Consider the following 26,725-nt stretch of genomic DNA (forward strand, 5'->3'; position numbering starts at 1 on the left):
GTAATTTTTAAAATGGAATAAATAGTTAAGCGCATGGCATTATGCCGCGCAAATAATTTTGAGCCAATAAAAATTACTGATCAGATACGGAGATTGCAATTCTTGATGAATACAGGGACTTTTGCTGCTTTGTCGGGCGGGGGAGGGCCGCGGTCAAACAGTTTTTGTGATAATGCTTTTTGCGATGAGAAGATGAAATCTTCAAACGGCAGAGCAGGCATATCGAACGAGAAAAGCTTGGCAAAGATGGAGGTCGACTTTTCGGCCTGGTGTACATCTTTTACTTTAACGTCTATCTGCTTATCCTGGCAGCATTTCATTTTGCTTTTAGCCTCGGTTGGGCCGCATTTTTTGGCAGGCAGATCTATCTTTACAGATGCTATCTTTTTACCGCAATAATGCAAATTCAGGGCAAAGCCGGGCACTGTAGCAATGTACAGCAGCAGCAATAATATGATCCCCGATTTTTTGAGCATGTACAAATTTACTATTATAATAGTTTATAGCAAGTTATTTAACATTTAAATGCAGGTTGTTATACAACAAAAAAGCCCTTGCCAAAATGGCAAAGGCTTCACAATTAACAATGTATTGATTAAAAAGATTATTGACCTGATTGTGTTTTTGCTTCTTGTTTCAAAGCGTCGTTAGCCACAATTACAATCTCTACCCTACGGTTTTGAGCACGGCCCTCAACTGTTTTGTTATCGCCGATAGGCTCGCCTTCACCTTTACCAACTGTGCTTAAGCGTGAGCCCTCAACACCGTTTGATGTAATATATGATTTTACAGCTTGCGCCCTTCTAACCGAAAGATCCATGTTGTGGCTGTCAGAACCGGTATCATCAGTATGACCGATAACCGATATATTGGTTTGCGGGTTGTTTTTTAATGAGGTAGCTAAGTTTTGCAGGTTAGTTTGCGCAGCCGATTTTAAAGCTGTTTTATCTACATCGAACAAAATACCCGAATCAAATTTTACAATAATACCCTCACCTTCGCGGGTTACGGTAGCGCCCGGTACAGTTTGTTTAATTTCGGCAGCTTGCCTGTCCATTTTACGACCGATAAAAGCACCGGCTGTACCACCCACGGCACCACCAATTACGGCACCCAAAGCAGTATTACCTGCCGCTTTACCTATAAATGCACCTAAAGTACCACCGGCACCTGCACCAATGGCCGCACCTTTCTGAGTTTTGGTCAAAGAATCGCATCCTGAGAAAATTACGCCTAATGACGCTAATGCGATGCTATACGTAGCTATTTTTAATCTTAGAGTTTTCATAACGATATATGTATCTGATCTGGTTATTTATACTACTACATTGACAAAGCCAATGCCAAAAAGGTTTAAAAGTCTGTTCAGTATTTATTTTAGGGTATTAAATACTATCACTTTATTTTTTTAATATTTACGATAAACTTTTAAGAGCCTAATGCCTGACAAATTAGCCGTAGCTGAAATTGTGGCTATATTTTAGTACAACATATTAGTTTTTTTAATGCGCCACCAAATTGCGCGGGATGATCAATTTGAATACGCTGCCCTCATTTTTTACAGACGTTACCTCGATCTTTATCTGGTGAAAATCGGCTATGGAGCGTACAATGGGCAGGCCCAAGCCAAAACTATCCTGCTGTAAAGATTGCTTGAGCTTTTTAAAACGGTTGAATATATATGGCAGGTCTTCTTCGCTTATGCCTATACCGGTATCGGTAATGTTAATGCTCAGGCCTTTGCTGTCCATAGTTCCGTTGATGGTGATGCTGCCCCCTTCGTGGTTGTACTTAATGGCGTTATTTATCAGGTTGAAAAATAGGTTGAACAGCAAGAACTTGTTAATATGGTAAAGCACCCAGTTATCGGGTACATCAATATTCAACTGAACATTTTTTTGTTCGAGGCGAATGGAAATCTCTTCATAAACCTCTACCAGCAAATCTTTAACCGGGATGGTATCTTCCTTGATAAACTGCTCGTTCTCAATTTGCGATATCAGCAGCAGCGTTTTGGTGATACTTTTTAAACGGTTGAGGATCTTTTGCATCTCCAGCAGGCGCACTTTCATATCGTCGGCAATGCCTTCCTCATCTACCATGTTCTCAATTTTTGATTGCAGTATAGAGATTGGCGTCATCAATTCGTGCGAGGCATTGCTGATAAATTCGCGCTCTTTCTGAAATTTATCGGCAAGGGTTTCAATCATGCGGTGAATGCTGATATCGAGGTGCTGAAAATCGGCCGTGGTAGTCCTGATCTTTCGGTACGAACCAAAGGACGGGAATTTAGTGCCCACCAGTTTGGTTTTAATAATGAGCCGCAAAGGGCGCAGCACATAGTTGGAGTACAGTTGATCGGCCAAAATAGTCAGCAAGATCATACTCACCAACACCTGGAAAGCGATATTTTGCAGCGGACCGCTGGTGTCGTCGAGCGTGTCCACGCTTTTACCAACTTCCAGCAGGTAGTTCTTTTTATTTACATGGAAGGTGTGGCTTAAAATGCGGTATTGTATGGTATCGCCCTCCACAATGCGGCGTTCGTTTTGTATAGTGTCCATCCGCTGGTCTGGGGCCACTTCATCCAAACTGATGTATTCTTCCTTTAAAAGGGTATAGCTGCCGTAGCTTTCGCCATCGGTAATGTAGTTGCCAATACCAAGGGTGTTTACAATTTGTAATACCTTTTCTTTTTGTTTGATCAGCTTACTATCGGTATAGTTAATGTTGATCTTGGTGATGAGGGTAGGCAGTAAAGCAACAAAGAACACCACTATTACCAGTTTTGATATGGTATTAAACAGGGTGAGTTTGGTGTTCAGCTTCAAGGTGCTACTGGTTTACGGTGATCTTATAACCCAGGCCCCGTACGGTTTCGAGCCAGTTGGGCGGGGCGAAGGCATTTAATTTTTTGCGGATGTTTTTAATATGCGCGTCAATATAATTAGAGTCGTAATCATCATTAACCACGCTGCCCCAAATATGTTCGCTCAACTGGTTACGGGTTAGCGTGCGGTTTTTATGCAGAATAAGGTAAGCTATCAGGTCGAACTCCTTTTTAGTAATGGTGCTGATGGGCGCGTTGTCATAGCTGATCACCCGTTCGGTAAGGTTGATCAAGAAATCGCCCAGCGAAACAATATTATGCTTAATGCCGAATTTGCGGCGGGTAATGGCCTGCATACGGCTTTGCAATTCAAGCAGCGAAAATGGCTTTGGCAGGTAATCATCGGCCCCCAGATCAAGCCCTGTAATGCGGTCGCTGATCTCGGCACGGGCGGTCAGAATAATGCAGGCTGCTTCGGGGTTATTTGTTTTGGCCTCTTTCAGCAGATTCAGCCCCTCATAATCGGGCAAACCAAGATCGAGCAGGATGAAATCGTACAGGTTTACCGCTATCTTTTCAGATGCCGATGCCCCGGTATGGCATATCTCGCAGATATAATTATAATTGGTCAGGAATATTTCGAGCTCCCTGGCCAGCGCTTTTTCATCCTCTACTATCAGTACATTCATCAGCCCTAATAAAACAAATAATAAAAAGTTAAATTAAAAAATGATGCGTGTTTATTCATCAGCATGTTTTCAACATTAACGGGTATTGAGTAGCGGTAGGCGGCCTCAATGGTATAATGGGGCATGTTGTAAGCTATAGGCACTTTTATGTAATAGTTAAGCACCGCGAAACGGCCGTTGTCCTGGTCTTTAGGCGGCCCTTTGGTGCCGTATATGCTTGCCAGGTTGAGCCTGTAAAACCGGTCGTTCGAGTATTTATCTACAAAATTTTGCGTACCGAAAATTACGTTGAACGATGGGTTAATGGTAAGGTAATCGTTATCGCTGAAAATGCTCCAGTTGGGCTCAATCATTTTCGACTGGCTCAGCGTAAGGAAAAAATCATGCGATTTACCGAACAGGAAATCGGCTACTACACTGGTTTTGGCAAACTTCCAATCGTACGAGTTTTTAAAGTTGATATCGTTTGATGCCGACGATTTAATGATACGTGCCGAATTATTGAAGATAAAGCGGGTGTAACTGATAGAACCCGAAAACTTTTTATTGAACTTGTAAAAATATCCGCCACCCAGGTCAATTTCATCAAACAGCGGATCGTAACCTAAAACCTTAAGCCCCGAACCGTAAATAAACAAACCCGACTTATCATTATAAATAACATCGGTAGTTACAAAAGGGTATTTTACAGGGCCGGTACGACCGAAAAATATAGCATCGTTACCATAGCTTACCCCAACAGATATTGATTTTTTGCGGATGATGGTATCGCTGTCGGCAGCAAAACGTACGGTATTTTTTAGAAAAAGCGATGGCTCGGCTGCGGCGTTAGCTGCAACGGTAAAGGTTGTTAATAAGAGTAATAGGCCAAGATGCTTCATCTGTAAAAAAAATGGTTCTGTAATAATTATCAACCTCCGTTACGCCTGATAATTTCTGGCGGACGCTCCATACCATCCGGGCGGCGTTCGCGTTTCTTCTTCTTATCTTCAGTATCGTCATCAACCTTTTCGGGCTTTGTTTGCCGCTTAGCTTTAGCTATCTCCTTAATTTGGTTCTTCTCGTCTTCTTCGCGTTGCTTTTTGGTCTTTTTGTTGATGATTGTATCGCCCCTAAGTTGCTGAGTAAAAAGCAAACGTATGTTATATTCATGTAAAAATGAATGTTTGCTGCCATTTTTAATTTCAGCAATCGATAAACATGGCAGTAATACCAGTAACAGTATAATATACGTAAACCACTTTATCATTCAGGAGGGAGGGAGTATAATTATTTCAAATATCGTTTAAGTTATGATAAAATCAACGACTGATGAGGTTATTTTATGATTAACCGCCATAAGTAATTTACCTATGGCGGTTAAGTATTTGTAACGCTTATTTTAAAGCGGAGTAAACTATTTGCTTACGCTTACACCTTTTGAGGTATAAACGCGGTTATGATCGTCAATGATGATGCAAGCCAGTTGGTTTAACTGGTTAATGAGGTACATGCCTGCATTAATGCCAATGCTTAAAACAGGAGTGGCCATAGCATCTGATAGTTCGGCAGTTGGGCTAATGATGCTTACGCTTTTTATGGCGCTCACCTCAAAGCCGTTTTTAGGGTCGATAGCGCCGGGGATACGTTTGCTGTCAATAACAGCGTATTTATCGGTATTTACCGAAGTGGCTACGGCCATGTTGCTGATCTCAATATCGGCATACGGGCGACCTTCCTGTTCAGGATCGGCAGTGCCAATCGTCCATGGTTCGTTATCAGGCTGTAAGCCCCAGGTAAGTAAATCGCCGCCTGCGTTGATAACGCCGCTGCTAACACCCTGCATTTGCAGCATTACCTTAGCCTTATCGGCCGCGTAACCTTTGCTTGTAGCCGCGAAGCTAATGCGCATACCTTGCTGTGTTAAAAACACGGTTTGTTTAGCGGCATCAAGCACAATGCTTTTATAATTAACCGGGCGTGCAGGTTTATCGCTTGTTGAGTAAGTAATATCGAACGCGCCGTAAGTAAGTTCAGATATTTCAACAGCGCGTTGCACCAGCCTGAAAATTTCGGCATTAACTTTTACAGGTTCAACACCCGCGTTACGGTTAATAAGGTTGATATTGCTATCATCGCCAAAAGTGCTCAGCAGTTTTTCAACGCGGTTAATTTCTCTGATAGCGCTTTCAATATGCTCAGCAGCCCAGGCAGGGTTGCTGCCTACTACACTTATTTCGAAATTATTACCCATTAACATGGCAGTATGCCTGTAAACGGTTAAGTTATTATGGTTATTTACTAATGTTTTTATTGCCAGCATTTTCAGATAAATTAAGATGTACTTAAAAAACTGTGGCGGTTTGTGCCGGGTTATTCACCCTGTAAAAAGCACTTTGCTGCCATTATCTGAAAACGAAGGTAGCCGGGCTTTATGAAATTAAAATGAAAAGCCCTTTTAAGTTAATAAAAGGGCTCCCGTTGAAATATTGTGAGAATATTTTGACAAATAATGCGATAGTATTAAGCTACCGTGCCTTCTTTTAATTTTTCGGCATTTTCTGCAAACTGTAACGATTCCAGTATATCCTGTATACCGCCGTTCATTACTTCGGGCAAGTTGTAAATGGTTAAGCCTATGCGGTGCTCGGTTAAACGGCCCTGCGGATAGTTGTAGGTACGTACCTTAGCCGATCTGTCACCGGTGGAAACCATGGTTTTACGTTTTTTAGAAGTTTCTTCCAAATGCTTTTGTAGCTCCATTTCGTAAACCCTTGAACGTAATACCTGTAAAGCCTTATCGTAATTTTTTAATTGCGATTTCTGATCCTGGCACTGCGCCACTATACCGGTAGGTAAGTGCGTTAACCTAACAGCCGAGTAGGTAGTATTTACCGACTGACCACCCGGACCCGAAGCGCAGAACAGATCTTTACGGATATCGCTTACATGTAACTCGATGTCGAACTCATCTACCTCGGGCAGTACCACTACCGACGCGGCAGATGTATGTACACGGCCCTGGGTTTCGGTATCAGGTACACGTTGTACACGGTGCACGCCCGATTCAAATTTCAGCGTGCCGTAGGCGTCCTCGGCCAGTACGTTAAATACGATCTCTTTGTAACCGCCCGATGTACCTTCGGTATAGTCAACCAGTTCGGTTTTCCAGCCGCGTTTTTCGCAATAGCGCATGTACATACGGTAAAGGTCGCCTGCAAAAATGGCAGCCTCATCACCACCTGTACCACCGCGGATCTCCACCAACGCGTTTTTAGCATCTTCCGGATCTTTAGGGATCAGCATCAGGCGGATCTTTTCTTCCATCTCATCTTGCTGGGTAAGCAGCAGGTCAAGCTCTTCCTTAGCCATTTCGCGGAACTCCTGGTCTTTTTCAGTGGCCAGTATATCCTTGTTGGTATCTATATTGCTCATAATGTTGCGGTATATGTTATACTCATCAACAATTTTGGCAAGGTCTTTATATTCTTTGTTCAACTGGGCAAAACGCTTCATGTCGGCCATGGCATCCGGGCTGCTTAGCTCACCTTCAACAGTTTTCCAGCGTTGATTTATTGCTTCTAATTTATCTAACATAGTATTATTCAGTTAATACGGAGCAAAAAGCCTGCCGTAAAAAGTGCACAAAAGTACGGAATTTTCGGGGAATATTTATGGTGTTATAAAGGCCGGCGACAGCTAAGTTAAATCGGGCTTCTCAAAGTATTGCAGCCGCGCTTCGGTACCGTCAAAAACCACATAACTGTTAAAGTTGAACCACTCGCCCAAGTTAATGTATTGGGCATCATCATCCAGGTTGATCACTACCGGGCGGTGATGGTGGCCGAAGATAAAATAATCGTAATGGGTTGTTTTAAGCAAATCGTTGGCAAAGGTTACCGCCCCGCTGTGTACATGGGTATAATCTTTTTTAAGGTTACCATCCCTGCTATGCTGCGACCATCCTCCCGCTATGCCTATCCCTAAATTAGGGTGCAACCTTGCAAACAACCACTGGCACAGCGGACTGCGGAATACTTTTTTCAGCAGCTTATACATGTCATCGCCCGGGCCAACGCCATCGCCATGGTGCAGGTAGAATTTTTTGCCGCCGCGCTCAATCACCAGTTCGTTGCTGATAATGGTTGCGCCCAGCTCCCTGGTAAAGTAATCGAACATCCACATATCGTGGTTGCCTTTAAAAAAGTAGATCTTTACGCCTAAGTCGGCCAGTTCGGCAAGTTTACCCAAAAAGCGGATATAGCCCCTCGGAACCACCGTTTTATACTCGAACCAAAACTCAAACACATCGCCCATCAAAAAAAGTTCGGCAGCATCATGCTTAATACTATCGAACCAGCGCACCAAACGGGCCTCCCGCTCACGACTGGAGCTAAAGCTATTGGTACCCAAATGAAAATCAGAAGCGAAGTATAGTTTGTTGCGGGTTAACATGCCCGGCAAAAGTACGATGTTATGCTGAAAGGGCAAAGGAGAGTTTTGAGGTGAAAGCTGAAAGGATAAAGCTGAAAGTATGATTGGGATGTTGTGTGTGTAAAAGTTGTATGATTACTTTAGGTGACTTTTTTATTAATTTTGGCTTATGATTTACCCTTCTACAAAGCATAGTATTTTGATTGGTGCGGCTAATGAGCAAATGAAAAAGTTAAAGGATAATTCTGTAAATTTAGTGGTTACCTCTCCGCCATATCCTATGATTGAAATGTGGGACCAAATAATGGCCTCTCAAAATGCTGAGATACATAAAGAGCAATTAAATGGTAATGGTGTTATGAGTTTTGAACTGATGCATCAGGAGTTAGATAAGATTTGGACAGAGGTTGAAAGGGTATTATCGCCGGGTGGATTTGCCTGTATAAATATTGGTGATGCCACAAGAACTATTAACGATCATTTTTCTTTATACAACAATCATTCAAGGATTGTATCCTCGCTTGTTAAGTTGGGTTTTACAAACATGCCTAATATTATTTGGCGTAAACAAACTAATGCTCCTAATAAATTTATGGGATCTGGAATGTTGCCTGCCGGTGCTTATGTAACATTAGAACATGAGTGGATATTAATATTTAGAAAAGGCGGCAAGCGTGTTTTTAAAACGGAAGAAGCAAAGTTACTGAGAAGGGAAAGTGCTTTTTTTTGGGAAGAAAGAAATGTGTGGTTTTCTGATCTGTGGGATTTAAAGGGAGTAAAACAAAAGCTGCAAAATGCAGAATCAAGAAGCCGGAGTGCCGCGTATCCATTTGAAGTTCCTTATCGTTTAATTAACATGTATTCTGTTAAAGGGGATACGATATTAGATCCGTTTTTAGGAACCGGGACTACAACAATAGCCGCAATTGCTTCGGAGAGAAATAGTGTTGGTATTGAGATTGACCCGACTTTTGTACAAACCATTAATGATGGTATTAATAACATAGCGCCGGAACAATTAAATAAATACATAAACAATCGGGTAGAACAACATAAAGTGTTTGTACATGAGCGTAATGCAAACGATAAAAAAGGGGAATTTAAGCATTACAATTTACAACATGATATCCCGGTAATGACTTCGCAGGAGATAGGGATAAGAATAAATTATGTAAAAAATGTGGATAACACTGAAGATGGGTTTAACGTGTTTTATTCAGACTGTATAATTAATAAACAGCACAAAATTCAGCAAAATAAAAAAGCAGAGCCAGCACTTATAAATTTTTAATTATATCGTAGTTCAGTATATTTCCACGGGTATCGGAAATAATATCAAATACAGGTAAACCAAATGTTAAAGTGTATAAATTGTTTTTTTGCTGATTAGCAAAACGAGCTTTATTAATATAGGGGGTGTTATAAGTGTATGATTTTGGTTTTATTTGAAGCCCATATGTTAAATGACCATTTTTGTATACCTCGTAATCAACAGCGTAGGTATAATCAAAATCTCCATCAACTTTTCTAAATTCAGCGTTTGGTAACAACCTTTTTAAAGTGGAAATAGTATTTTTTTCTCTTAAAAGTACACCATTCCAGGTTTCACAAATTACTCTAAAACGAATGCATTCAAAACAGTCGTCAGAGGTTAATCTATAGCCGTTATCTTTTACAGCAGCATACAATATCTCACTCTTCTTTTTAAAATCCTCTTGTGTTCTGCCAAATTGGAAGTTCAAGTTTTTCAGATCCCGGGAAAGCTGTTGTACTTTATTCGGATTGTTTAATATTAGCTGATCGTTATTTAACAGATGCTGTTGTTCAATGCTCAAAGTACCTAATTCTTTATTTCTTGCATCTCCACTATTAAAATAAAATGCCTCCCAGGTTTCTTTACTTGAAAATTCTTCGTGTAAAATTAAACTGGTAACATATCCTACAGACCACGGATCATTCAGCATCAAATCATTCCAGCTTTGGTTGGTTGATCTGAACTTTTTATTATCAATGGGTAAAACAAATTCATCCATTTGGGATAATTGATAGTAATATTATTATCTAATTATTAAATGCTGTTTATTTGTAGGAGGATTTGAATTGTTCCAATTGTTGATCAAAGCACTTCTTCTTTCATTATTACTCCTTGTTCTTTGTTCAAGATTATCTAAATATGAATCTAACTCTTGTTGAGTATTAATAATATAAAACCCAGATGGTCTACCCACTTCAGCACCGATAAGATCTTGATCATGTTCTATACATTCTTTTATAAGGCTTCTTAATCGAGTTTGATTACTGCCGGTGGGGAATCCTATAAGTCGGGCCAGGTCAATTGCTCTAATTGCGTTTGGGCGACCTTTTTTAAGATTTTTAAGTAGGTTTTGTCTGTCTTGATTTGTGAAAGTGATAGGCATATTAGGTCAATTTTTAAATTACAGGTAATTCAAATTCTATTACAATTTCGTTTTTCTTTTTGTCATAAAATATGATAGGAACATCAATTATCTCATTCAGTCCCATTTTTACTTTGTAAGTAATAGGCTTAATACTTACAGCTATATTTCCAATAATTCCATCAATTCCCTTGCTTTCTTCTTCCGGAGTGGCTAAGCGATATTCTAAATTGTATTTGGCAGCTACGGCTTTTAAAATGGCTTGTTGAAATTTTAAACCGGCGAAAGTTTTAACAATTACTAATTCTTCAACCCATTGCTTTACCGTTTCGCGATCAATTTGTTGAATGTTTTCCTGAAATGCTTTTACCATTTCCCATACTTTGTCTGATGCGTCATCAATTGCATTTGGATAGTTTTCAAGATACCAATTTTCCCAATCTGCCATTGAAGTACCTTCAAATTTCTGAATCAAATCGCTCATTTGGCCTACAACCCTGGCTCGTGTTCCTTGTGCATTTTGGTTGGCCAAATTCATTATTTGAGTTACATATTTTAAATAGTTATACTTTTTTCCGGATAATAATTCTTGAACTTGAGCATTAGGTATTCTTATTTTCATTTATAATCCTTGAAATAATTCGCTTAAACTTATTTTGAGAGCTTTGGCAATCTTTTCCAGATTAACAATCGAAATATTTCTTTGCCCGTTTTCAACACTTGCTATATAGCTTCTGTCTAAATCTGCATTATAAGAGAGGTCTTTTTGAGAAATGTTATTTTCTTCTCTTATTGTTTTAATTCGGTTGCCAACTTTGGCTTTAATTTCCATTAGGTAAATATGGTAGAATGTCGACTATGAGCCAAAGACTATAAGTAACATCTGAAGTTTATAATAAAGTTATTTTGTATTACCTCTGTAGTGAGTTTAGCGTAACTCGTGACCCCGCATGGCAAAAGCTTTCAGCTTTCGCAAAAACAGCACAACCACAACCTCCCTAAACCCGATAGCAGCGAATACCGGCCTCGCGCCTAATGCCTGCGGCGTATAAGCGTATAGCGGGGCTGCCGGAACCGGAGCACTACAGGCATTGATTTTCAAAGTGTAAACGGGGCGTATAAACCCACCCCTGCTACGGCACATTTCCGCCCGCCACCTCCGAAGGGGAAATTTGAAAAAACCAAAAACCAGATCCTCGCAAACCGCCCTTCAATTGCCACTTTCGGTGTAAACCGCTATATTAGCCACATACATACCCGACCTTGTAATAATTGATCATGAAGAAATTTATCTTTTTACCGGCCATTGCTGCATTGTTGTACAGCAATACCCACGCGCAAAAAATGACTATAAAAACTTTACCCTACCCGCAAACTAAAAAAGGCGATGTTACGGATACTTATTTCGGCACTACCGTGGCCGACCCTTTCCGCTGGCTCGAAGATGACCGCGCCGAAGATACCAAAGCCTGGGTGCAGGCCGAAAACAAAGTAACGCAAGATTACCTGGGCCATATACCGTACCGCGACGCGATTGCCAAACGCCTTACCGAACTATGGAACTACGAAAAGTACAGCGCGCCTTTTAAAGAAGGCAAATACACCTATTTTTATAAGAACGATGGCTTGCAAAGCCAGTCGGTATTGTGGCGGCAGGTAGGGGATGGGGCACCCGAAGTATTCCTCGACCCTAACAAGTTTTCGGCCGATGGTACCACCTCTTTGCAGGGCATCAGCTTTACCAAGGATGGTAGTATGGCGGCCTACCAGATCTCGGAAGGCGGATCAGACTGGCGCAAGGTGATTGTGCTGAAAACCGGCGATAAAAGCGTTGTTGGCGATACGCTGATAGACGTAAAATTTTCGGGACTGGCATGGCACGGCAATGCCGGCTTTTACTACAGCAGTTACGATAAACCTAAAGAGGGCAGCCAGCTTTCGGGCTTAACGCAATACCACAAGTTATTTTACCATAAACTGGGCACACCGCAAACCGAGGATAAACTGATCTTCGGCGGTGATAAAACACCACGCAGGTACATCGGCGCGGGCCTTAGCGAAGACGAACGTTTCCTGATCATCAGCGCGGCTAACTCTACCAGTGGTAATGAGCTGTACATTCAGGATTTGAGCAAGCCGAACAGCCCGATTGTTAACCTGGTGGATAACTTTGAAAAGGAGCACAGCATTATTGATAACGAGGGCGGTAAGCTGTTCATTTACACTAACCTGAACGCGCCTAATTATAAAATAGTTACTGCCGACGTGGCCAACGCGAAACCGGCTGCCTGGAAAGACCTGATCCCTGAAACGCAAAATGTGCTTACGGTATCAACAGGCGGCGGCAAAATATTCGCCGAATATTTAAAGGATGCTACCTCGCTGGTGCAGCAATATGATATGGCCGGTAAGCTGGAACGTACCATCGCCCTGCCATCTGTAGGTTCGGCGGGTGGTTTTGGCGCTAAACGACACGAGAAAGAGTTGTATTACAGCTTTACATCGTACATATACCCAACCACTATTTTTAAGTATGATATTGCCAGCGGTAAATCAACGCTGTACAAAAAGCCAAATGTTCAGTTCAATCCGGATCTGTACGAATCGAAACAGGTTTTTTATACCTCTAAGGATGGTACCAAAGTACCGATGATTATTACCTATAAAAAAGGTACGGTGCTGAACGGCAAAAATCCAACCCTGCTGTATGCTTACGGCGGTTTCAACATTAGCCTTACACCGGCTTTCAGTACATCGAATATTATACTGCTGGAGCATGGCGGCGTTTACGCGGTACCTAACCTGCGCGGCGGCGGCGAGTACGGCGAAAAATGGCACCGTGCGGGTACCAAACTGCAAAAGCAAAACGTGTTCGACGATTTTATAGCGGCGGCACAATACCTCATTGATAATAAATATACCTCTAAAGAATATCTGGCCGTTTCGGGTGGTTCAAACGGTGGTTTGCTTATTGGCGCTACCATTACCCAACGCCCTGATCTTTGCCAGGTTGCTTTCCCGGCGGTAGGGGTGTTAGACATGCTGCGCTACAATAAATTTACCGCAGGCGCGGGCTGGGCTTTTGATTACGGCACGGCCGAAGATTCGAAAGAAATGTTTGAGTACCTGTATAAATATTCGCCATACCATGCGGTAAAACCAGCCAGTTACCCGGCCACTATGGTTACCACTGCCGATCATGACGACCGTGTGGTACCAGCACACTCTTTCAAATTTGCTTCGCGCTTGCAGGAATTGCAGCAAGGCCCGGCACCGGTACTCATCCGCATTGAAACCAAAGCAGGTCACGGCGCCGGTAAATCAACTGCCCAGGTAATTGCCGAGCAAGCCGATAAATGGGCTTTCATGTTCCAGAATATGGATGTGAAATGGTAGTTTGGGTTGTGAGTTGAAGGTTGCGAGTTGTGAGTAGGTAATAGTGAATGTTGAGTTGGGAGAGGGATAGTGATTGGGCTTAAATTTGCCTGCTTGAATATATGCGAAGGGCTTCCCTGGTTGGGGAAGCCCTTTTGCTTTATCTAAACTATCAAATCAATTTGTTGTATTAGTCGCGGTGTTTGCCGCCTTTGTCGTGGCCGCGGCCTTTGTCTTTTTTGTCCCAGCCTTTGTGTTTGCCGTTGTCGTGTTTTTCAACATATTTAACGGTTCTTACTTCCGGCCTTCTGTCGCGGATGATCACCTGATCATGGCGGCCCCTGTAACCTGAGTATTTCTCGCGGATCACGGTGTTGCGTACCCACGGGGTGCGTTCGTTTACCACTACCTTATAGCTTTTGTACGGATCGTATCCGCGGTAGCGTGATGGTAATGCTGAACGGTGTACCCAAACATTGTTTTCGTATACTACGTATTGTTTGGCAGGTACATCATAGTAGGCATCAATATCGGGCAGGTAGTAATAATCTACATGGTTATATCCTACTGGTCCCCAAGCTGGCTGGCTACCTAAATTAATGTTTACACTTATTTGCGCACTGGCACTTTGTATAGTTAATGCACTTATTGCTATGGCTGCGGTTAATATTATCTTTTTCATGTTCATATCGTTTTTGTACAGTTATGACAGGGCTAACTACGTAATAGTTTAACGGAACGATTGTAACAGGTTTATGTATTTCGGATGTTCGATTTCGGATTTGTGAGATAATCTGCTGTGCAAATCTCAAAAGCGACTCAGCCTTATGGCTTCGCTCGCCAAGTGTTGGGGTATTAACTTTTGTCATTTCGAACGAGGTACGAGGAGAAATCTTCTTCATCAAGCAAGTAGCAGACTTACAGGACGAAGAAGATCTCTCACTGCGTTTCGAGATGACACCGTTTTTTCCAATATATGTAGTCACCTCTGCTCTGAGAGTACTTATTTTATTTAGCCCTCTTTGCGCAGCAGAGAGGGAAGTCCAGCGAAGCGTAGACAGGGTGAGTTAACTTTGCTATTTGCCATAGAAGCCATTCCTATAACAAATTTATCCCACAAAAAAGGGCCTGTATTACTATACAGACCCTCTCAAAAAATCATCACAATAAAATCTTTTTATTATTGGGTATACCTGTTAATGATATCAATGATCACTTTATTCTGCTGCAATTGCGGCAGGTATTCAAACAGGATATAATGCTTCTCCGGATCGGATGTTAATGCCATTTCGAGGTGACTTAGCGCTTCGTTATAATCGCCTTTGGCAAACAGGTACGCCACCATTCGGTAGTATAGTTCTGCTGCTTCGGGGTTATTTTTGATAGCCTGGGTCATGATCTCTATGGCGCTTACCAAGTTATCCTGCTCGTATAATATCGACGAATAATCCAGCCAGGCATCTACATCCAGCGGGTTCAGCTCTACCACTTTTTCGTAAGCCTGTTCGGCCTCCACAATATGACCCAGCTTGTACTCGGCATCGGCAATGGCAAACCAGTAGTCGGCATTGGCAATATCAAGATCGAGTGCTTTTTTGTAAAAGTGCAGGGCCTCAAAATAGCGCTCTTCAAAATCAAGTGTTACACCGATACCGAACCAGGCATCCGCCAGTTTCGAATCCATCTTAACCGATTTTTTGTAGAAGGCGCGCGCGTCGTCCATTTGCTCCAGCTTCTCGTAGCACTCGCCAATGGCACAATAAGTATCGGCATTGGGCTGCTCGTACTCAAAGGTTTGGCGGTATACTTCAATAGCCTCGGCATATTTTTCGAGGTTCACCAGCGCGTTACCTTTATTAAAGTAGGCCGATGCAAAGCTATCCTTAATTAATATGGCATAGTCATAAGCATCAATAGCTTTTTCAAACAGGCTCAGCTTGGTGTAGGCGTTGCCCAAATTATACCATGCGGCGTAGCTATACGGTTCGTTATCAATGTATTGCTGATAAAACTGTACGCTTTCCTGCTGGTTATCAAGCACATCATAGCAAAAAGCCAGCTCGTATAAAGCGTCCTGGTTTTCCATGTTCTGCTCAAGGCACATTTTCAGGTATTTTATGGCCTGGTCATAATCGCCCATGTTTTGATGCACGTAAGCGATATGCAGTAATACCTCGTCGGTTTCCTCGGCCATGTCGAGTGCTTTTTCGTAGTTTTCGAGTGCCTCGCTGTAGCGCTCCATGCTTTCGTACAGGTTACCGCGAATAATATAAATATCCGGGTCTGACGCTTCCAGCATAGCCGCTTTATCCAATGCCGCGAATGCTTCGCTCGCGCGGTTGGTTACCACCAAAAGCTGGGCTTGTTTTATTAAAAATACAGCGGCAAAAGGGTGTTGGTTACGGGCATACTCTACAACTTGCAGTGCCTTCGGCGGATCGTTCTTTTCGATATAGTAGTCGATAATGTTCTCAAACGCCTGGGCATCAAAAAAGTACTGATCATGATTCCGAATCATCTCTTCGTACCGTTCTACCGAGAATTTTGGGTCTTCGGTAAAACCAAATTCAAATTCTTCTTCCATTCATTTTTGTTTGCAGAACACCATGCTAAATGCAATTATAATACTGTATTTAGGCTTAACTGCGTTTAAATTACATACAATAAATATCGATATGGCAATTAAGTTTTCAACATTCGCACATTATTAACAGATGTTAAATACAACTGCCTGATAATAAATATGAACCAATTAGCCGGCAAAAGGTGGGTTGCTGATGAATTGCCTTAAAGATTTTTACCTTTGACAAATTTACATATTATGAGCCTCGATATTGCAAAGATTTTGGATCATTTACATATAAACGACATTAACCATGCGTTTAGTACAGGCGGCGAGTGGGGAAGCAGCGCGGGTGCCGAAGTGAAAAATATCACCTCGCCGGTTGATGGTAAAACCATTGCGGCAGTAAAATTTGCTACCGCTGCCGACTATGATAAGGTTGTGGAAAAAGCGGCCGGAGCATTCAAAAGCTGGCAGAAAACACCTGCCCCAAAACGCGGAGAAATTGTAAGGCAAATAGGCGATGCCCTGCGGGCCAACAAAGAGAATCTCGGCGCCTTGGTATCCTACGAAATGGGCAAAAGCTTACAGGAAGGCTACGGCGAAGTGCAGGAGATGATTGATATATGTGATTTCGCGGTGGGGTTAAGCCGCCAGTTGTATGGCCTTACCATGCAGTCTGAAAGGCCAAGCCACCGTATGTACGAGCAGTACCACCCGCTGGGTATTGTAGGCGTAATATCGGCCTTTAACTTCCCGGTAGCGGTATGGAGCTGGAATGCCATGCTGGCCTGGGTTTGCGGCGATGTATGCATTTGGAAACCATCTGAAAAAACACCGCTTACGGCCATTGCCTGTCAGCATATAGCACAAAAAGTATTTAAACAGAATAATATTCCTGAAGGGGTATCATGCCTTATTATAGGCGATCGTACTATTGGCGAACTGATGGCTAATGATAAACGCCTGCCGTTGATTTCGGCCACCGGTTCTACCCGTATGGGTAAGGCTGTGGGTGCTGCCGTGGGCGCGAGGTTAGGCCGTAGTTTATTGGAGCTGGGTGGCAACAATGCTATCATCATCACCGAAAATGCCGACCTGGATATGTCATTGATAGGCGCGGTATTTGGCGCGGTGGGTACTGCCGGGCAACGTTGCACCAGTACGCGCAGGCTCATCATTCACGAAAGTGTTTATGATGCCTTTAAGCAAAAACTGGTGAACGCTTACAAGCAGATACGCATTGGCAACCCGTTAGACGAGCATAACCATGTAGGCCCGCTGATTGATCAGGATGCGGTGCAGCTATACCTTAACGCCATTGAAAAGTGCAAAGCCGAAGGTGGCAATTTTGTGGTAGAAGGCGGTGCTTTAAGCGGTGGCGATTATACATCGGGCTGTTACGTTAAGCCCTGCATTGCCGAGGTGGAAAACCATTTCGAGATTGTACAACACGAAACCTTTGCGCCTATATTATACCTTATAAAATATACCGACTTGGATGATGCCATCGCTATGCAAAATGGTGTGCCACAGGGCCTGTCATCTGCCATCATGACCAATAATTTACGCGAGGCCGAACAATTTTTATCGTCCGTTGGTTCTGATTGCGGTATTGCCAATGTTAACATAGGCACCTCGGGTGCCGAAATTGGCGGCGCTTTTGGCGGCGAAAAAGAAACCGGCGGCGGTCGTGAATCGGGTTCGGATGCCTGGAAAGTATATATGAGGAGGCAAACCAATACTATAAACTATTCAAAAACGTTGCCTTTAGCGCAGGGAATAAAGTTTGACCTGTAACCAAAACTTAAAAAAGAGAGTAAACAAAATAGTACAACAAAATTTAATACATGTTTAATATCCGCAAATTCATAATAGCGCCTTTAATTAGCAGCGCGCTGTTCATCAGCATTAACACGTACGCGCAGGTAGCGCCGGTTGCCCCGCCAGCAGAAACCCCTAAAGACTGGCACCTGCTCGATCTTAAAAAAGACGGATATTTTGGCATTAGCTTAGGCCCCGCTTACGAATTTTTAAAGGGTAAAAAAAGCAAAACGGTGGTAGTAGCTACTATTGATAGTGGTATTGATACCGCCCAAACCGATTTGAAAGCCATATTGTGGACCAACCCCAAAGAGAAGCCCGGCAATGGTAAAGATGACGACAAGAACGGTTTTATTGATGACGTACACGGCTGGAACTTTTTAGGCGGTCCGGGTGGCAAAGCCGATTATACCGAAACTACCGAGGAGGTGCGCGAGTACAATCGCCTTAAAACAAAATACGCCACGCTTACCGAAACTACCGCGCCCGATAAAAAGGAATACCGGTATTGGGTTAAAGTACGTTCAACGCACGATACTACCGTTACCAAATCAAAAACCGAATTTGATCAGCTACAACCGGTAATGAATGTGCTGATGACCACCAGCGGTTATCTTAAAAACGAATTGAAGCTAAAGGCGGATGCCGGTTTCACTAAGGCCGACCTGGCAAAAATCAATACCACTAACGATACCGTAATGCAAAGCAAGCAAATATGGGAATCGATATTTACACAGGAGGGCGGTGATAACGATAACGTTAAAACCATTAAAGACCTGAGCGAATACCTGGCCAAGTTGAACAACGATATCAACCCCGACCTGGAATCGCGCAAGCGTATTGTGGGCGATAACCCGGATGTGAACGACGGCAAACCTTACGGCAGCAACATCACCAAATTTCCTGATGCATCGCACGGTACAGGTGTGGCCGGTTTGATCGGCGCTATTCGTGATAACAATTACGGCATCAACGGCGTGGCCGATAATGTACGCATTATGGGTATTAAAGCCGTGCCTAACGGCGATGAGTACGATAAGGATATTGCCAATGCCATCCGCTACGCGGTGAACAACGGTGCCAAGATCATCAATATGAGCTTCGGTAAAAAGCTGTCTCCGCACAAAAAATGGGTGGATGATGCCTTTAAATACGCGGCCTCAAAAGATGTGCTGTTGGTACAGGCAGCAGGTAATGATAACAGCGATGTGGATGCTAAACCGCAATTCCCGAACGATACCTTTGAAGATGGTTCATCAACCGATGCCGATAACGTGATTGTGGTAGGCGCTTCAGGCGCAAAGAACGACGAAACGCTTGCAGGTTCTTTCAGCAATTACGGTAAAAAGAATGTGGATGTATTTGCACCGGGTGTTAAGGTAACCTCTATTGATATGGATGCCGAATTTAACACTGCCGATGGTACCAGTTTCGCTTCGCCAATTGTAGCAGGTGTGGCCGCTTTGGTGTTAGAATATTATCCTAAACTAAGCGCTAAACAACTGAAACAGGTAATACTGCAATCGGCAGCGCCGCTTAACGGCACCATGGTTTTAAAACCGGGCAGCAAAGATGAAAAAGTTGATTTTGCAACCCTATCAAAAACCGGCGGTATTGTAAACGCTTTGAAAGCGTTAGAAATAGCCGCTACTTTAAAAGGTGAGCGGAAGAACTAAGAGTTTATATATTTGAGATAGTAAAGCGGGCCAAAAGCCCGCTTTTTTTTGTTAATAGGCTATTTGCTACCAATCTTCTTTTTTAGCAGGTATATACCTGTTACCTGTGTTGGTATTATTGCTTTATCTGCATCATAGCTAAATCCAAAACCGCTTAGTACCAGTGTTACGGTGTAAGTTTTGCTTTCTTTTGTTAGTGTTAAGTATTGAGCCGGGATGGTATAGCTCAAGATCTGCCTGTCAACATCGTCGGCATTTGTGCTGGTATCGGCAGCCGCAATTTTTTTATTGGCTATTAATTCTTTGGCAATAGCTGTAGCATCAAAAGAAAACAGCTCATCATTAATCCATAAGTTATATGTTTCTTGAAGCTTGTTGCTTTGCTTAATTACCATTCCCTTTTCTTTAACGGTGCTTGCAACATCGCTGCCGTATATATTTAAGTTAAGTATATAATCAAACCCTTTTACGTTAACTAAGCCATCCTCATTAGTAAAATAAAAGTGCTGCGCATCCTCGTTTACTACTGTTCTATTGGCAAGGGTGTCGTTATATAAATACCCTGAGTATTTACTCAGTCCCAATTGTTTTTTCACCCAGGTGAGTTTTTTATCGCGCAGCTCATACCTGCTAACAATAAAACCCGTGTTCCATTTACTTTTTTTGATGCTTAACGAATCATTCACCTTGCCGAGGTCGGTATTAAAATAGGGCTGCAACGAGTTAAAATCGTAATGTTCAATCAAGTAATCGAGTGTGGCTACAGTCCGGCTGCCATCTAAATCCTTTATCTTTTTACCTTTCAGGCTTATCAACTTTCCGTTTTTATAGGCATCGTACTTTTTAAAGTGTTTAACCAGTATTTGCTGCTGCGAATACCGTGCGATGGAAAAGCCGCTTTGCGGTCCGTATATAGTTAGCAAGGTAAGTATGCACAGCGATATAGGGATCAGCTTGATGTTTTGCTGCTTAAACAGCAGGAAATACGCGGTGATAAAGGCCAGCCAGCAGGTGAGCAATATTAAAAAGTACCGGTATTCGGTAACGCCGTATTTGTTTACCCTTGCACCAACCGCTAAAAACAACAGCACCAGCAGCGGGATAAGCAAGAAATAAAAGCTGCGGGTATAGGTTTTAAGCCACTTATTTTCTTCCTGCTCGCGAATGGGGTATACCAGCAATAACGACAATATGCCAAATACCGAATAGCTTAATATAAGGTACGATACCACGCCTTTGGGCAGGTTCCACTCTACCAGTATCTTGGTTTCGTAAGCCAGCAATATCAGCACGTAAACAGTGGCCAAGGGGATCAAAACATATTGGGTGAAAATTTTAAGTCCTTTCGGGTAGCTAAGATCTTCGTTGAGCGCTTTAAAATCGGCAGGCACACCGGCTAAAAAGAAAACGGGGCTGAACATGCCGATGATCCATGTCCATAAAATGGTATAAGTATCCCACTCAAATTTAAAGTTGAACAAATAATTGGTAGCTGCAATAGCGGCGGATATACCCAGCGCAAGTGCTATGCTATATAACACCGAGGTTAGTATCCGCAAAAACAGGGTTTTGTTAAATTGCCAAAAGCCCTGCACATGTCCCGGTGCTGTAAAGGCGGCAAAAGCGACCAACAAGTGAAACGAGAGGCTGAGCAGCGTGAAGCGTATATAATCGGCCTGTCGCTCGCCGGGATTGAGCAGGAATATAAAGCCCACGGCTATAACCGCGGCACCAAGCCGGAATAACAACTTGGTATTTGTAGCTAAAGCCCGGCTTTCGGCATATAATGTTACCGAAAGGCTTAGCAGAAAACCAAGGTTAGCAATCATCATGGTGCGGTAACACCAGTTTTCATTTGCCGGGCTAATATCGCGCAGTTCAATCCGCACGGTGGCGGCTATAGTACCTGCCAGAGCGAAAAGCACCTCTAAAGGAAAGCGTTTAATGGTATTTGCAGCACCTTCTGCCAGGGTTTTAACCGAAGGAAATTTCATAGCGATAAAGTTTTGTTGGCGTAATGTAACAAACTTATAAATAAGCCGGGTAATTTTTTAGTAAGCTAAGCAGTACAGGTTGTATTATAAACATTAGTGATTATATTTGCGACCGTAAAAAACATCTTTTTTAACGCAATGAGAGAAATACAATTCAGAGAAGCGCTTCGCGAGGCAATGTCAGAAGAAATGCGCAATGATGATACAATATACCTGATGGGTGAAGAAGTAGCCGAGTATAACGGTGCTTATAAAGTTAGTCAGGGTATGCTTGATGAGTTTAGCGCTAAACGTGTAATAGATACGCCAATCTCTGAATTAGGTTTTGCCGGTATAGGTATCGGTTCGGCCATGAACGGCTTAAAACCGATTATCGAGTTCATGACGTTCAACTTTTCGCTGGTAGCTATTGATCAGATCATCAACGGCGCGGCCAAAATGATGTCAATGAGCGGTGGCCAGTTCTCTGTGCCTATCGTATTCCGCGGCCCAACAGGTAACGCGGGTATGTTAAGCTCACAGCACAGCCAGTGTTTCGAAAACTGGTATGCGAACTGCCCGGGCTTAAAGGTAGTAGTACCTTCAAATCCTTATGATGCAAAAGGTCTGTTAAAATCAGCTATCCTTGATCCTGATCCGGTTATCTTCATGGAGTCAGAAGTAATGTATGGCGATAAAGGCCAGGTTCCGGAAGAAACCTATTATATTGAAATTGGTAAAGCCAAAGTAACTAAAGAAGGTACTGATGTAACCTTAGTTGGTTTTGGTAAAATAATGAAAGTGGTTAATGCCGCTGCCGAAGAGCTTGCCAAAGAAGGCATCAATGCTGAGGTTATCGACCTGCGCACTGTACGCCCTATTGATTACGAAACCATCATCAACTCGGTTAAAAAAACTAACCGTTTGGTAATTGTGGAAGAAAGCTGGCCTTTGGGCTCTATCGCTACCGAGGTTGCTTTCAAGGTACAAAAAGACGCTTTCGATTATCTTGATGCGCCTATTCAACGTATTATGGGTGGCGACGTGCCATTGCCTTATGCGCCTACTTTGATACAAGAGTACCTGCCAAACCCGGAGAAAGTGGTTAAAGCAGTTAAACAAGTAATGTACGTTACTAAATAATTGTAAGTAACATTTATAAAATACCGAAAGCCTGCCCAACAGCAGGCTTTTTTAATATAATAGCATGAGCGACGATAAAGTAATAGTAAAAGATAGCAACGGTAACCAGCTTAACGATGGCGATTCGGTAACGCTGATAAAAAGCCTGAAAGTAAAAGGCGGCGGCACCACGCTAAAGCAAGGCACCCTCGTAAAAAAGATCCGCCTTACTGATGACCCCAACGAGGTTGATTGCAAAGTTGACGGTATGAGTATCGTACTGCGTACCGAGTTTTTGAAGAAGCGATAAAGCTGATCCTACGTCATTAACACGTTTTATATACAAAACTTAAAGAGACATCGAAGCCCGACCCTGAATCTCAAAACTACTCCACCAAAATATTCTCGCCGAATTTTTGCGAAACGGTGGTATTCTCGCGATCAGCAATACGGATCACCAGTGAATTGTCATAGCTGATCTTTTCTACCAGCGCTATGGTAGTACCGATGCCTATTTCGAGCTTTAGCAGGTATTGCAGAAAAGCGCTGCTGGTATCTTTAACGGCGGCTACGCGGCAGGTGGTGCCGGTTTTCATATCGGCCAGGGTTACCGAGTAAGGCTTGGCCATTTTGCCGTTGGCTTTAGGTATCGGGTCGCCATGCGGATCATAATCCGGGAAACCAAGGAATTTATCGAGCCTGTCGGCAAGGGTGGCATCGTTAATATGCTCCAGTTCTTCGGCAATATCGTGGATCTCGTCCCAGTGGTAACCCAATTTTTCCAGCAAAAAAACTTCCCACAGGCGGTGGCGGCGTACTATGAGTACCGCATTTTTTTGCCCTTGCGGGGTGAGCTCAACACCTTTCTTTTTATCGTACTCAATAAGTTGTTTATCAGTTAGTTTCCTGATCATATCCACTACCGAAGCCGGATTATTGCCCAATGATTCGGCAATGGCTGTGGGGGTAATTTTCACACCCTCATCCTGCGATAGCCGGTAAATGGCCTTTAGATAGTTCTCCTCTGATAAAGTATACATCCTGATATCTTATTTGAAACAAACATAGGCAATAGTCACAATAAATAAAATTAGGCAAACCTAATTTTATTTATTGTGTTAACTAAATAATTTTATATGTTTGTCCAAATTAATTTATGATGCGTAACCTTACAATCTGCCTCCTGATATTATTATCAACTTTAGCCAAAGCCCAGCACATCAGCATTAAAGGCACCGTAATGGCCGATACCGTGCCCGTGTCGCACGTATCGGTAACTATTAGCGGTACCCGTTTGGGCACCCGTACCAATGCGTCTGGTTATTACGAAATACGGGATGTACCGGCGGGAAATTACCGCATAACATTTTCAAGCGTTAACTATGAGCAGGAGAAAAGCGCCGTAACCATCAGCAGCGACAAGACTGTAATTTTGAACTCCAATCTCAAACCCTTTACCTCTAAACTGAACGAAGTGGTAGTAACCGGGGTGTCGCGGGCCACTACGCTGCGCAAAAACCCGGTGCCGATAGCAGTGCTCTCCAAAACCAATCTCGATCAAAACATCAGCACCAATATTATCGAGAGCATTGTAAAAGGTGTGCCGGGAGTAAATGCCGTTACTACCGGGCCTAATATTTCCAAACCCTTCATTCGTGGCTTGGGATATAACCGGGTGCTTACGCTGTACGATGGCATCCGGCAGGAAGGGCAACAATGGGGAGACGAGCACGGTATTGAGATAGACCCTTATGGCATTGGCCGGGTAGAGGTAATTAAAGGCCCGGCGAGTTTAACCTATGGCTCTGATGCGCTGGCCGGGGTGATCAATATGATTCCATTCACGCAACATGATACCGTCGGATTTAAAGGCGATTTCACCAGCGATTACCATACCAACAACGGCATGATCTGTTCGTCGTTAGGTTTATATTATAAAAAGAGCGACTGGAAATACATCTTCAGGGCAACGGCAAAAGGCGCGCACGATTATCGTAACAGCGTGGATGGTTATGTATATAATTCCGGCTTCCGCGAGGTTAACTTGTCGGCCATGGCACGCACCGATAAAAAATGGGGATATACCCAAATAGCGACTACTTTATACAATAATCAGCAAGAAATACCCGACGGCAGCCGCGATTCGCTTACCCGCCGTTTCACCAAGCAGGTAGCCGAAGCCGATAATATAAAAGACAGGCCGATAGTGCCCGATAACGAGTTGCGTTCGTACTCCATAGCACCGTTAACGCAAAGTATTAAGCATTACCGGGTATACTCGCAAAGCAAGTTCAACGTTGGTGAGGGCAGCATTAACGCTATTTTGGGTGTGCAGCAAAATCTTCGCCGCGAATACACGCACCCAACTATGGTAGAACAACCTGCTTTGGATATCCAGCTGAATACGCTCAATTATGAGGCGAGGTATAATCTGCCAATTTTTTCGGGCTTTGAAACTACTGTTGGGGCTAACGGCTTTTACCAAACCAACCGCAACAAAAACGCCACCGACCTGCCCATCCCGGATTATAACCTGTTCGACATAGGCACGTACCTGTTCGCTAAAAAAAGCTTTGGCAAGGTTGATGTATCGGGAGGGATCCGTTATGATAGTCGCAATATAAAATGGAATGATCTGTACGTGGGGCACGATCCGCAGACGGGTTTCGGCAAGCAGGTGCAGGCCAATACACCCGGTGCCAACTTACAGTTTCCGGCGTTCAGGCATACGTATACCGGCCTCTCGGGAAGCCTGGGTTTAACCTATAACATTACCGATAGGCTATTGCTGAAAGCCAACATAGCCCGTGGTTACCGTGCGCCAAACATTACCGAAATAGGCTCCAACGGGCTTGATCCGGGTGCGCACATCGTTTACCTGGGTAACCGCGATTTTAACCCCGAGTTTAGCTTGCAACAGGATGTCGGTTTTATCGCCTACCTGAAAAATCTCGACATAGTGATGGAGGTTTTCAATAATAACATCAACAACTACATATACCAGGCAAAACTAACCGATGCCAACGGCGATCCGGTGGTGATAGTGCCCGGCAACAGTACATACCAGTATCAACAATCTAAAGCGCGCCTGTACGGTGCCGAGGTTACACTCAACCTGCACCCCGAGGCTATAAAGTGGCTTAGCTTTAACAATAGCCTGGCCTATGTACGCGGCATCAATAAAAACGAGGAACTGATAGAGCGATCAAACGGCGCGGCTAAATACCTGCCATTTATACCGCCGCTGCATGTGCGTTCCGAATTACGGGGCAAGCTGAGCGGTACTTACGGTATCTTCTCAAAAATATATGCTGCTGTTGAAGCCGACATGTATTCGGCGCAAGATCATTTTTACGCGCTTGATAATACCGAAACTTATACACCCGGCTATACCCTCATTAACCTGAGCGCGGGCACCGCCATTAAACCCAAAGCCGCCAAAACATGGTTCGAGCTATTTGTACAGGCCGATAATATTTTCGATAAGGCTTATCAATCAAACCTTAACCGCTTAAAGTATTTCGAGTACTACACCGCATCGCCCAATGGCCGTTCGGGCATCTATAACATGGGGCGAAATGTGAGTATGAAGGTGGTGTGGCATTTTTAACTTAGTGCTTTTAAAGTTTAATAGTTGTTTTTTAACCGCAGAGTTAGCAGAGATTTCCACGGAGTTACGCGGAGTTTTTATTGAGGGGAGCATTACGCATTGAACGAATATCTTTGTTGTCGCTAGGGTTAAATAAATTCTCCAACCTCTGTGTAACTCCGTGGAAATCTCTGCTAACTCTGTGGTTAAAAATAATTCGTTGAATTACTAAAACCTCCCCGTCCCCAGCGCAAGCCTCTGCTAACTCTGCGGTA

At 43.2% G+C, this 26,725-nt stretch carries 25 protein-coding genes; 7 read left to right on the top strand and 18 right to left on the bottom strand.

Annotated elements, in window-relative coordinates; translation table 11 throughout:
- Positions 1 to 80: 80 nt before the first annotated feature.
- The 9 genes from AC07NA_RS08150 to AC07NA_RS08190 all read right to left on the bottom strand — a co-directional run bounded on the left by AC07NA_RS08150 (position 81) and on the right by AC07NA_RS08190 (position 7,953).
- Positions 81 to 476 carry an HYC_CC_PP family protein gene (locus AC07NA_RS08150; RefSeq protein ID WP_494897144.1) on the bottom strand — a complete coding sequence of 132 codons (396 nt, stop codon included), beginning with the start codon at positions 474 to 476 and terminating at the stop codon, positions 81 to 83.
- A 128-nt stretch (positions 477 to 604) separates the two neighbouring features.
- The gene (locus AC07NA_RS08155) at positions 605 to 1,288 is read right to left on the bottom strand and encodes a YiaD family glycine zipper/OmpA-like lipoprotein (protein ID WP_345212355.1); all 684 of its coding nucleotides are present in this window, start codon (positions 1,286 to 1,288) and stop codon (positions 605 to 607) included.
- A gap of 214 nt (positions 1,289 to 1,502) precedes the next feature.
- The gene (locus AC07NA_RS08160; RefSeq protein WP_494897145.1) at positions 1,503 to 2,831 is read right to left on the bottom strand and encodes a sensor histidine kinase; all 1,329 of its coding nucleotides are present in this window, start codon (positions 2,829 to 2,831) and stop codon (positions 1,503 to 1,505) included.
- Between the two features lie 4 nt (positions 2,832 to 2,835).
- A complete protein-coding gene (locus tag AC07NA_RS08165) occupies positions 2,836 to 3,519 on the bottom strand; it encodes a response regulator transcription factor (RefSeq protein WP_345212357.1) in 684 nt (227 codons plus the stop codon).
- Between the two features lie 5 nt (positions 3,520 to 3,524).
- Entirely contained in the window at positions 3,525 to 4,400 is an 876-nt protein-coding gene (locus tag AC07NA_RS08170; RefSeq protein ID WP_494897146.1) for a hypothetical protein, read from the bottom strand.
- 29 nt (positions 4,401 to 4,429) lie between these two features.
- Entirely contained in the window at positions 4,430 to 4,768 is a 339-nt protein-coding gene (locus AC07NA_RS08175) for a hypothetical protein (RefSeq protein ID WP_345212359.1), read from the bottom strand.
- A 147-nt stretch (positions 4,769 to 4,915) separates the two neighbouring features.
- Positions 4,916 to 5,821, bottom strand: a complete 906-nt coding sequence (locus AC07NA_RS08180) for an FAD:protein FMN transferase (RefSeq protein WP_494897147.1) — start codon at positions 5,819 to 5,821, stop codon at positions 4,916 to 4,918.
- A gap of 200 nt (positions 5,822 to 6,021) precedes the next feature.
- Positions 6,022 to 7,095: a peptide chain release factor 1 gene (gene prfA / locus AC07NA_RS08185; protein WP_345212361.1), complete on the bottom strand. Its 1,074-nt coding sequence runs from the start codon at positions 7,093 to 7,095 to the stop codon at positions 6,022 to 6,024.
- Positions 7,096 to 7,197: 102 nt separating this feature from the next.
- The gene (locus AC07NA_RS08190; RefSeq protein ID WP_494897148.1) at positions 7,198 to 7,953 is read right to left on the bottom strand and encodes a UDP-2,3-diacylglucosamine diphosphatase; all 756 of its coding nucleotides are present in this window, start codon (positions 7,951 to 7,953) and stop codon (positions 7,198 to 7,200) included.
- Positions 7,954 to 8,101: 148 nt separating this feature from the next.
- Here AC07NA_RS08190 and AC07NA_RS08195 point away from each other — a divergent pair, with 148 nt between their 5' ends.
- Positions 8,102 to 9,223: a DNA-methyltransferase gene (locus tag AC07NA_RS08195; RefSeq protein WP_494897149.1), complete on the top strand. Its 1,122-nt coding sequence runs from the start codon at positions 8,102 to 8,104 to the stop codon at positions 9,221 to 9,223.
- Here AC07NA_RS08195 and AC07NA_RS08200 read toward each other — a convergent pair.
- From AC07NA_RS08200 to AC07NA_RS08220, 5 genes are all read right to left on the bottom strand, one after another.
- Complete coding sequence (locus AC07NA_RS08200; protein ID WP_494897150.1) at positions 9,210 to 9,965, bottom strand: MjaI family restriction endonuclease; 756 nt, start codon at positions 9,963 to 9,965, stop codon at positions 9,210 to 9,212. The two genes, AC07NA_RS08195 and AC07NA_RS08200, sit on opposite strands and share 14 nt — an antisense overlap.
- Before the next feature lie 24 nt (positions 9,966 to 9,989).
- Complete coding sequence (locus AC07NA_RS08205) at positions 9,990 to 10,349, bottom strand: hypothetical protein (RefSeq protein WP_494897151.1); 360 nt, start codon at positions 10,347 to 10,349, stop codon at positions 9,990 to 9,992.
- A 13-nt stretch (positions 10,350 to 10,362) separates the two neighbouring features.
- Positions 10,363 to 10,950: an MjaI family restriction endonuclease gene (locus tag AC07NA_RS08210; protein WP_494897152.1), complete on the bottom strand. Its 588-nt coding sequence runs from the start codon at positions 10,948 to 10,950 to the stop codon at positions 10,363 to 10,365.
- On the bottom strand, positions 10,951 to 11,160 hold the full coding sequence (locus AC07NA_RS08215; RefSeq protein WP_494897153.1) for a helix-turn-helix domain-containing protein: 210 nt from the start codon (positions 11,158 to 11,160) through the stop codon (positions 10,951 to 10,953).
- A gap of 96 nt (positions 11,161 to 11,256) precedes the next feature.
- On the bottom strand, positions 11,257 to 11,430 hold the full coding sequence (locus AC07NA_RS08220; protein WP_494897154.1) for a hypothetical protein: 174 nt from the start codon (positions 11,428 to 11,430) through the stop codon (positions 11,257 to 11,259).
- Positions 11,431 to 11,606: 176 nt separating this feature from the next.
- Between AC07NA_RS08220 and AC07NA_RS08225 the strand changes: the two genes are divergently transcribed.
- Positions 11,607 to 13,724 carry a prolyl oligopeptidase family serine peptidase gene (locus AC07NA_RS08225; RefSeq protein ID WP_494897155.1) on the top strand — a complete coding sequence of 706 codons (2,118 nt, stop codon included), beginning with the start codon at positions 11,607 to 11,609 and terminating at the stop codon, positions 13,722 to 13,724.
- A gap of 169 nt (positions 13,725 to 13,893) precedes the next feature.
- Here the strand turns inward: AC07NA_RS08225 and AC07NA_RS08230 are convergent, their stop codons facing one another.
- Both AC07NA_RS08230 and AC07NA_RS08235 read right to left on the bottom strand, forming a co-directional pair.
- Positions 13,894 to 14,385: a hypothetical protein gene (locus tag AC07NA_RS08230; RefSeq protein ID WP_494897156.1), complete on the bottom strand. Its 492-nt coding sequence runs from the start codon at positions 14,383 to 14,385 to the stop codon at positions 13,894 to 13,896.
- A 498-nt stretch (positions 14,386 to 14,883) separates the two neighbouring features.
- On the bottom strand, positions 14,884 to 16,287 hold the full coding sequence (locus AC07NA_RS08235; protein ID WP_345212391.1) for a tetratricopeptide repeat protein: 1,404 nt from the start codon (positions 16,285 to 16,287) through the stop codon (positions 14,884 to 14,886).
- 237 nt (positions 16,288 to 16,524) lie between these two features.
- Here AC07NA_RS08235 and amaB point away from each other — a divergent pair, with 237 nt between their 5' ends.
- A complete protein-coding gene (gene amaB, locus AC07NA_RS08240) occupies positions 16,525 to 18,066 on the top strand; it encodes an L-piperidine-6-carboxylate dehydrogenase (protein ID WP_494897157.1) in 1,542 nt (513 codons plus the stop codon).
- A gap of 50 nt (positions 18,067 to 18,116) precedes the next feature.
- On the top strand, positions 18,117 to 19,766 hold the full coding sequence (locus tag AC07NA_RS08245; protein ID WP_494897158.1) for a S8 family serine peptidase: 1,650 nt from the start codon (positions 18,117 to 18,119) through the stop codon (positions 19,764 to 19,766).
- Positions 19,767 to 19,825: 59 nt separating this feature from the next.
- Here AC07NA_RS08245 and AC07NA_RS08250 read toward each other — a convergent pair whose 3' ends face one another.
- The gene (locus tag AC07NA_RS08250; protein ID WP_494897159.1) at positions 19,826 to 21,760 is read right to left on the bottom strand and encodes a DUF4153 domain-containing protein; all 1,935 of its coding nucleotides are present in this window, start codon (positions 21,758 to 21,760) and stop codon (positions 19,826 to 19,828) included.
- A gap of 138 nt (positions 21,761 to 21,898) precedes the next feature.
- Here AC07NA_RS08250 and AC07NA_RS08255 point away from each other — a divergent pair, with 138 nt between their 5' ends.
- Positions 21,899 to 22,882 carry a pyruvate dehydrogenase complex E1 component subunit beta gene (locus AC07NA_RS08255; RefSeq protein ID WP_345212387.1) on the top strand — a complete coding sequence of 328 codons (984 nt, stop codon included), beginning with the start codon at positions 21,899 to 21,901 and terminating at the stop codon, positions 22,880 to 22,882.
- A gap of 64 nt (positions 22,883 to 22,946) precedes the next feature.
- Complete coding sequence (locus AC07NA_RS08260; protein WP_494897160.1) at positions 22,947 to 23,171, top strand: zinc ribbon domain-containing protein YjdM; 225 nt, start codon at positions 22,947 to 22,949, stop codon at positions 23,169 to 23,171.
- A 76-nt stretch (positions 23,172 to 23,247) separates the two neighbouring features.
- On the opposite strand, the gene AC07NA_RS08265 is transcribed toward AC07NA_RS08260, so the two are convergent.
- Positions 23,248 to 23,901 (bottom strand): metal-dependent transcriptional regulator, encoded by a 654-nt coding sequence (locus tag AC07NA_RS08265; protein ID WP_345212392.1) that lies wholly within the window; start codon positions 23,899 to 23,901, stop codon positions 23,248 to 23,250.
- 116 nt (positions 23,902 to 24,017) lie between these two features.
- Here AC07NA_RS08265 and AC07NA_RS08270 point away from each other — a divergent pair, with 116 nt between their 5' ends.
- Positions 24,018 to 26,471 (top strand): TonB-dependent receptor, encoded by a 2,454-nt coding sequence (locus AC07NA_RS08270; protein ID WP_494897161.1) that lies wholly within the window; start codon positions 24,018 to 24,020, stop codon positions 26,469 to 26,471.
- Positions 26,472 to 26,725 lie beyond the last annotated feature (254 nt).

The sequence above is a fragment of the Mucilaginibacter sp. GW821-FHT07G05 genome (genome assembly GCF_059418565.1).

Coding starts and splice junctions, on each gene's coding strand:
- AC07NA_RS08195 (WP_494897149.1), top strand. CDS start 8,102: ATGATTTACCCTTCTACAAAGCATAGTATTTTGATTGGTGCGGCTAAT.
- AC07NA_RS08260 (WP_494897160.1), top strand. CDS start 22,947: ATGAGCGACGATAAAGTAATAGTAAAAGATAGCAACGGTAACCAGCTT.
- AC07NA_RS08175 (WP_345212359.1), bottom strand. CDS start 4,768: ATGATAAAGTGGTTTACGTATATTATACTGTTACTGGTATTACTGCCA.
- AC07NA_RS08225 (WP_494897155.1), top strand. CDS start 11,607: ATGAAGAAATTTATCTTTTTACCGGCCATTGCTGCATTGTTGTACAGC.
- AC07NA_RS08245 (WP_494897158.1), top strand. CDS start 18,117: ATGTTTAATATCCGCAAATTCATAATAGCGCCTTTAATTAGCAGCGCG.
- AC07NA_RS08205 (WP_494897151.1), bottom strand. CDS start 10,349: ATGCCTATCACTTTCACAAATCAAGACAGACAAAACCTACTTAAAAAT.
- AC07NA_RS08170 (WP_494897146.1), bottom strand. CDS start 4,400: ATGAAGCATCTTGGCCTATTACTCTTATTAACAACCTTTACCGTTGCA.
- AC07NA_RS08230 (WP_494897156.1), bottom strand. CDS start 14,385: ATGAAAAAGATAATATTAACCGCAGCCATAGCAATAAGTGCATTAACT.
- prfA (WP_345212361.1), bottom strand. CDS start 7,095: ATGTTAGATAAATTAGAAGCAATAAATCAACGCTGGAAAACTGTTGAA.
- AC07NA_RS08180 (WP_494897147.1), bottom strand. CDS start 5,821: ATGCTGGCAATAAAAACATTAGTAAATAACCATAATAACTTAACCGTT.
- AC07NA_RS08215 (WP_494897153.1), bottom strand. CDS start 11,160: ATGGAAATTAAAGCCAAAGTTGGCAACCGAATTAAAACAATAAGAGAA.
- AC07NA_RS08255 (WP_345212387.1), top strand. CDS start 21,899: ATGAGAGAAATACAATTCAGAGAAGCGCTTCGCGAGGCAATGTCAGAA.
- AC07NA_RS08200 (WP_494897150.1), bottom strand. CDS start 9,965: ATGGATGAATTTGTTTTACCCATTGATAATAAAAAGTTCAGATCAACC.
- AC07NA_RS08250 (WP_494897159.1), bottom strand. CDS start 21,760: ATGAAATTTCCTTCGGTTAAAACCCTGGCAGAAGGTGCTGCAAATACC.
- AC07NA_RS08210 (WP_494897152.1), bottom strand. CDS start 10,950: ATGAAAATAAGAATACCTAATGCTCAAGTTCAAGAATTATTATCCGGA.
- AC07NA_RS08270 (WP_494897161.1), top strand. CDS start 24,018: ATGATGCGTAACCTTACAATCTGCCTCCTGATATTATTATCAACTTTA.
- amaB (WP_494897157.1), top strand. CDS start 16,525: ATGAGCCTCGATATTGCAAAGATTTTGGATCATTTACATATAAACGAC.
- AC07NA_RS08150 (WP_494897144.1), bottom strand. CDS start 476: ATGCTCAAAAAATCGGGGATCATATTATTGCTGCTGCTGTACATTGCT.
- AC07NA_RS08265 (WP_345212392.1), bottom strand. CDS start 23,901: ATGTATACTTTATCAGAGGAGAACTATCTAAAGGCCATTTACCGGCTA.
- AC07NA_RS08235 (WP_345212391.1), bottom strand. CDS start 16,287: ATGGAAGAAGAATTTGAATTTGGTTTTACCGAAGACCCAAAATTCTCG.
- AC07NA_RS08155 (WP_345212355.1), bottom strand. CDS start 1,288: ATGAAAACTCTAAGATTAAAAATAGCTACGTATAGCATCGCATTAGCG.
- AC07NA_RS08165 (WP_345212357.1), bottom strand. CDS start 3,519: ATGAATGTACTGATAGTAGAGGATGAAAAAGCGCTGGCCAGGGAGCTC.
- AC07NA_RS08190 (WP_494897148.1), bottom strand. CDS start 7,953: ATGTTAACCCGCAACAAACTATACTTCGCTTCTGATTTTCATTTGGGT.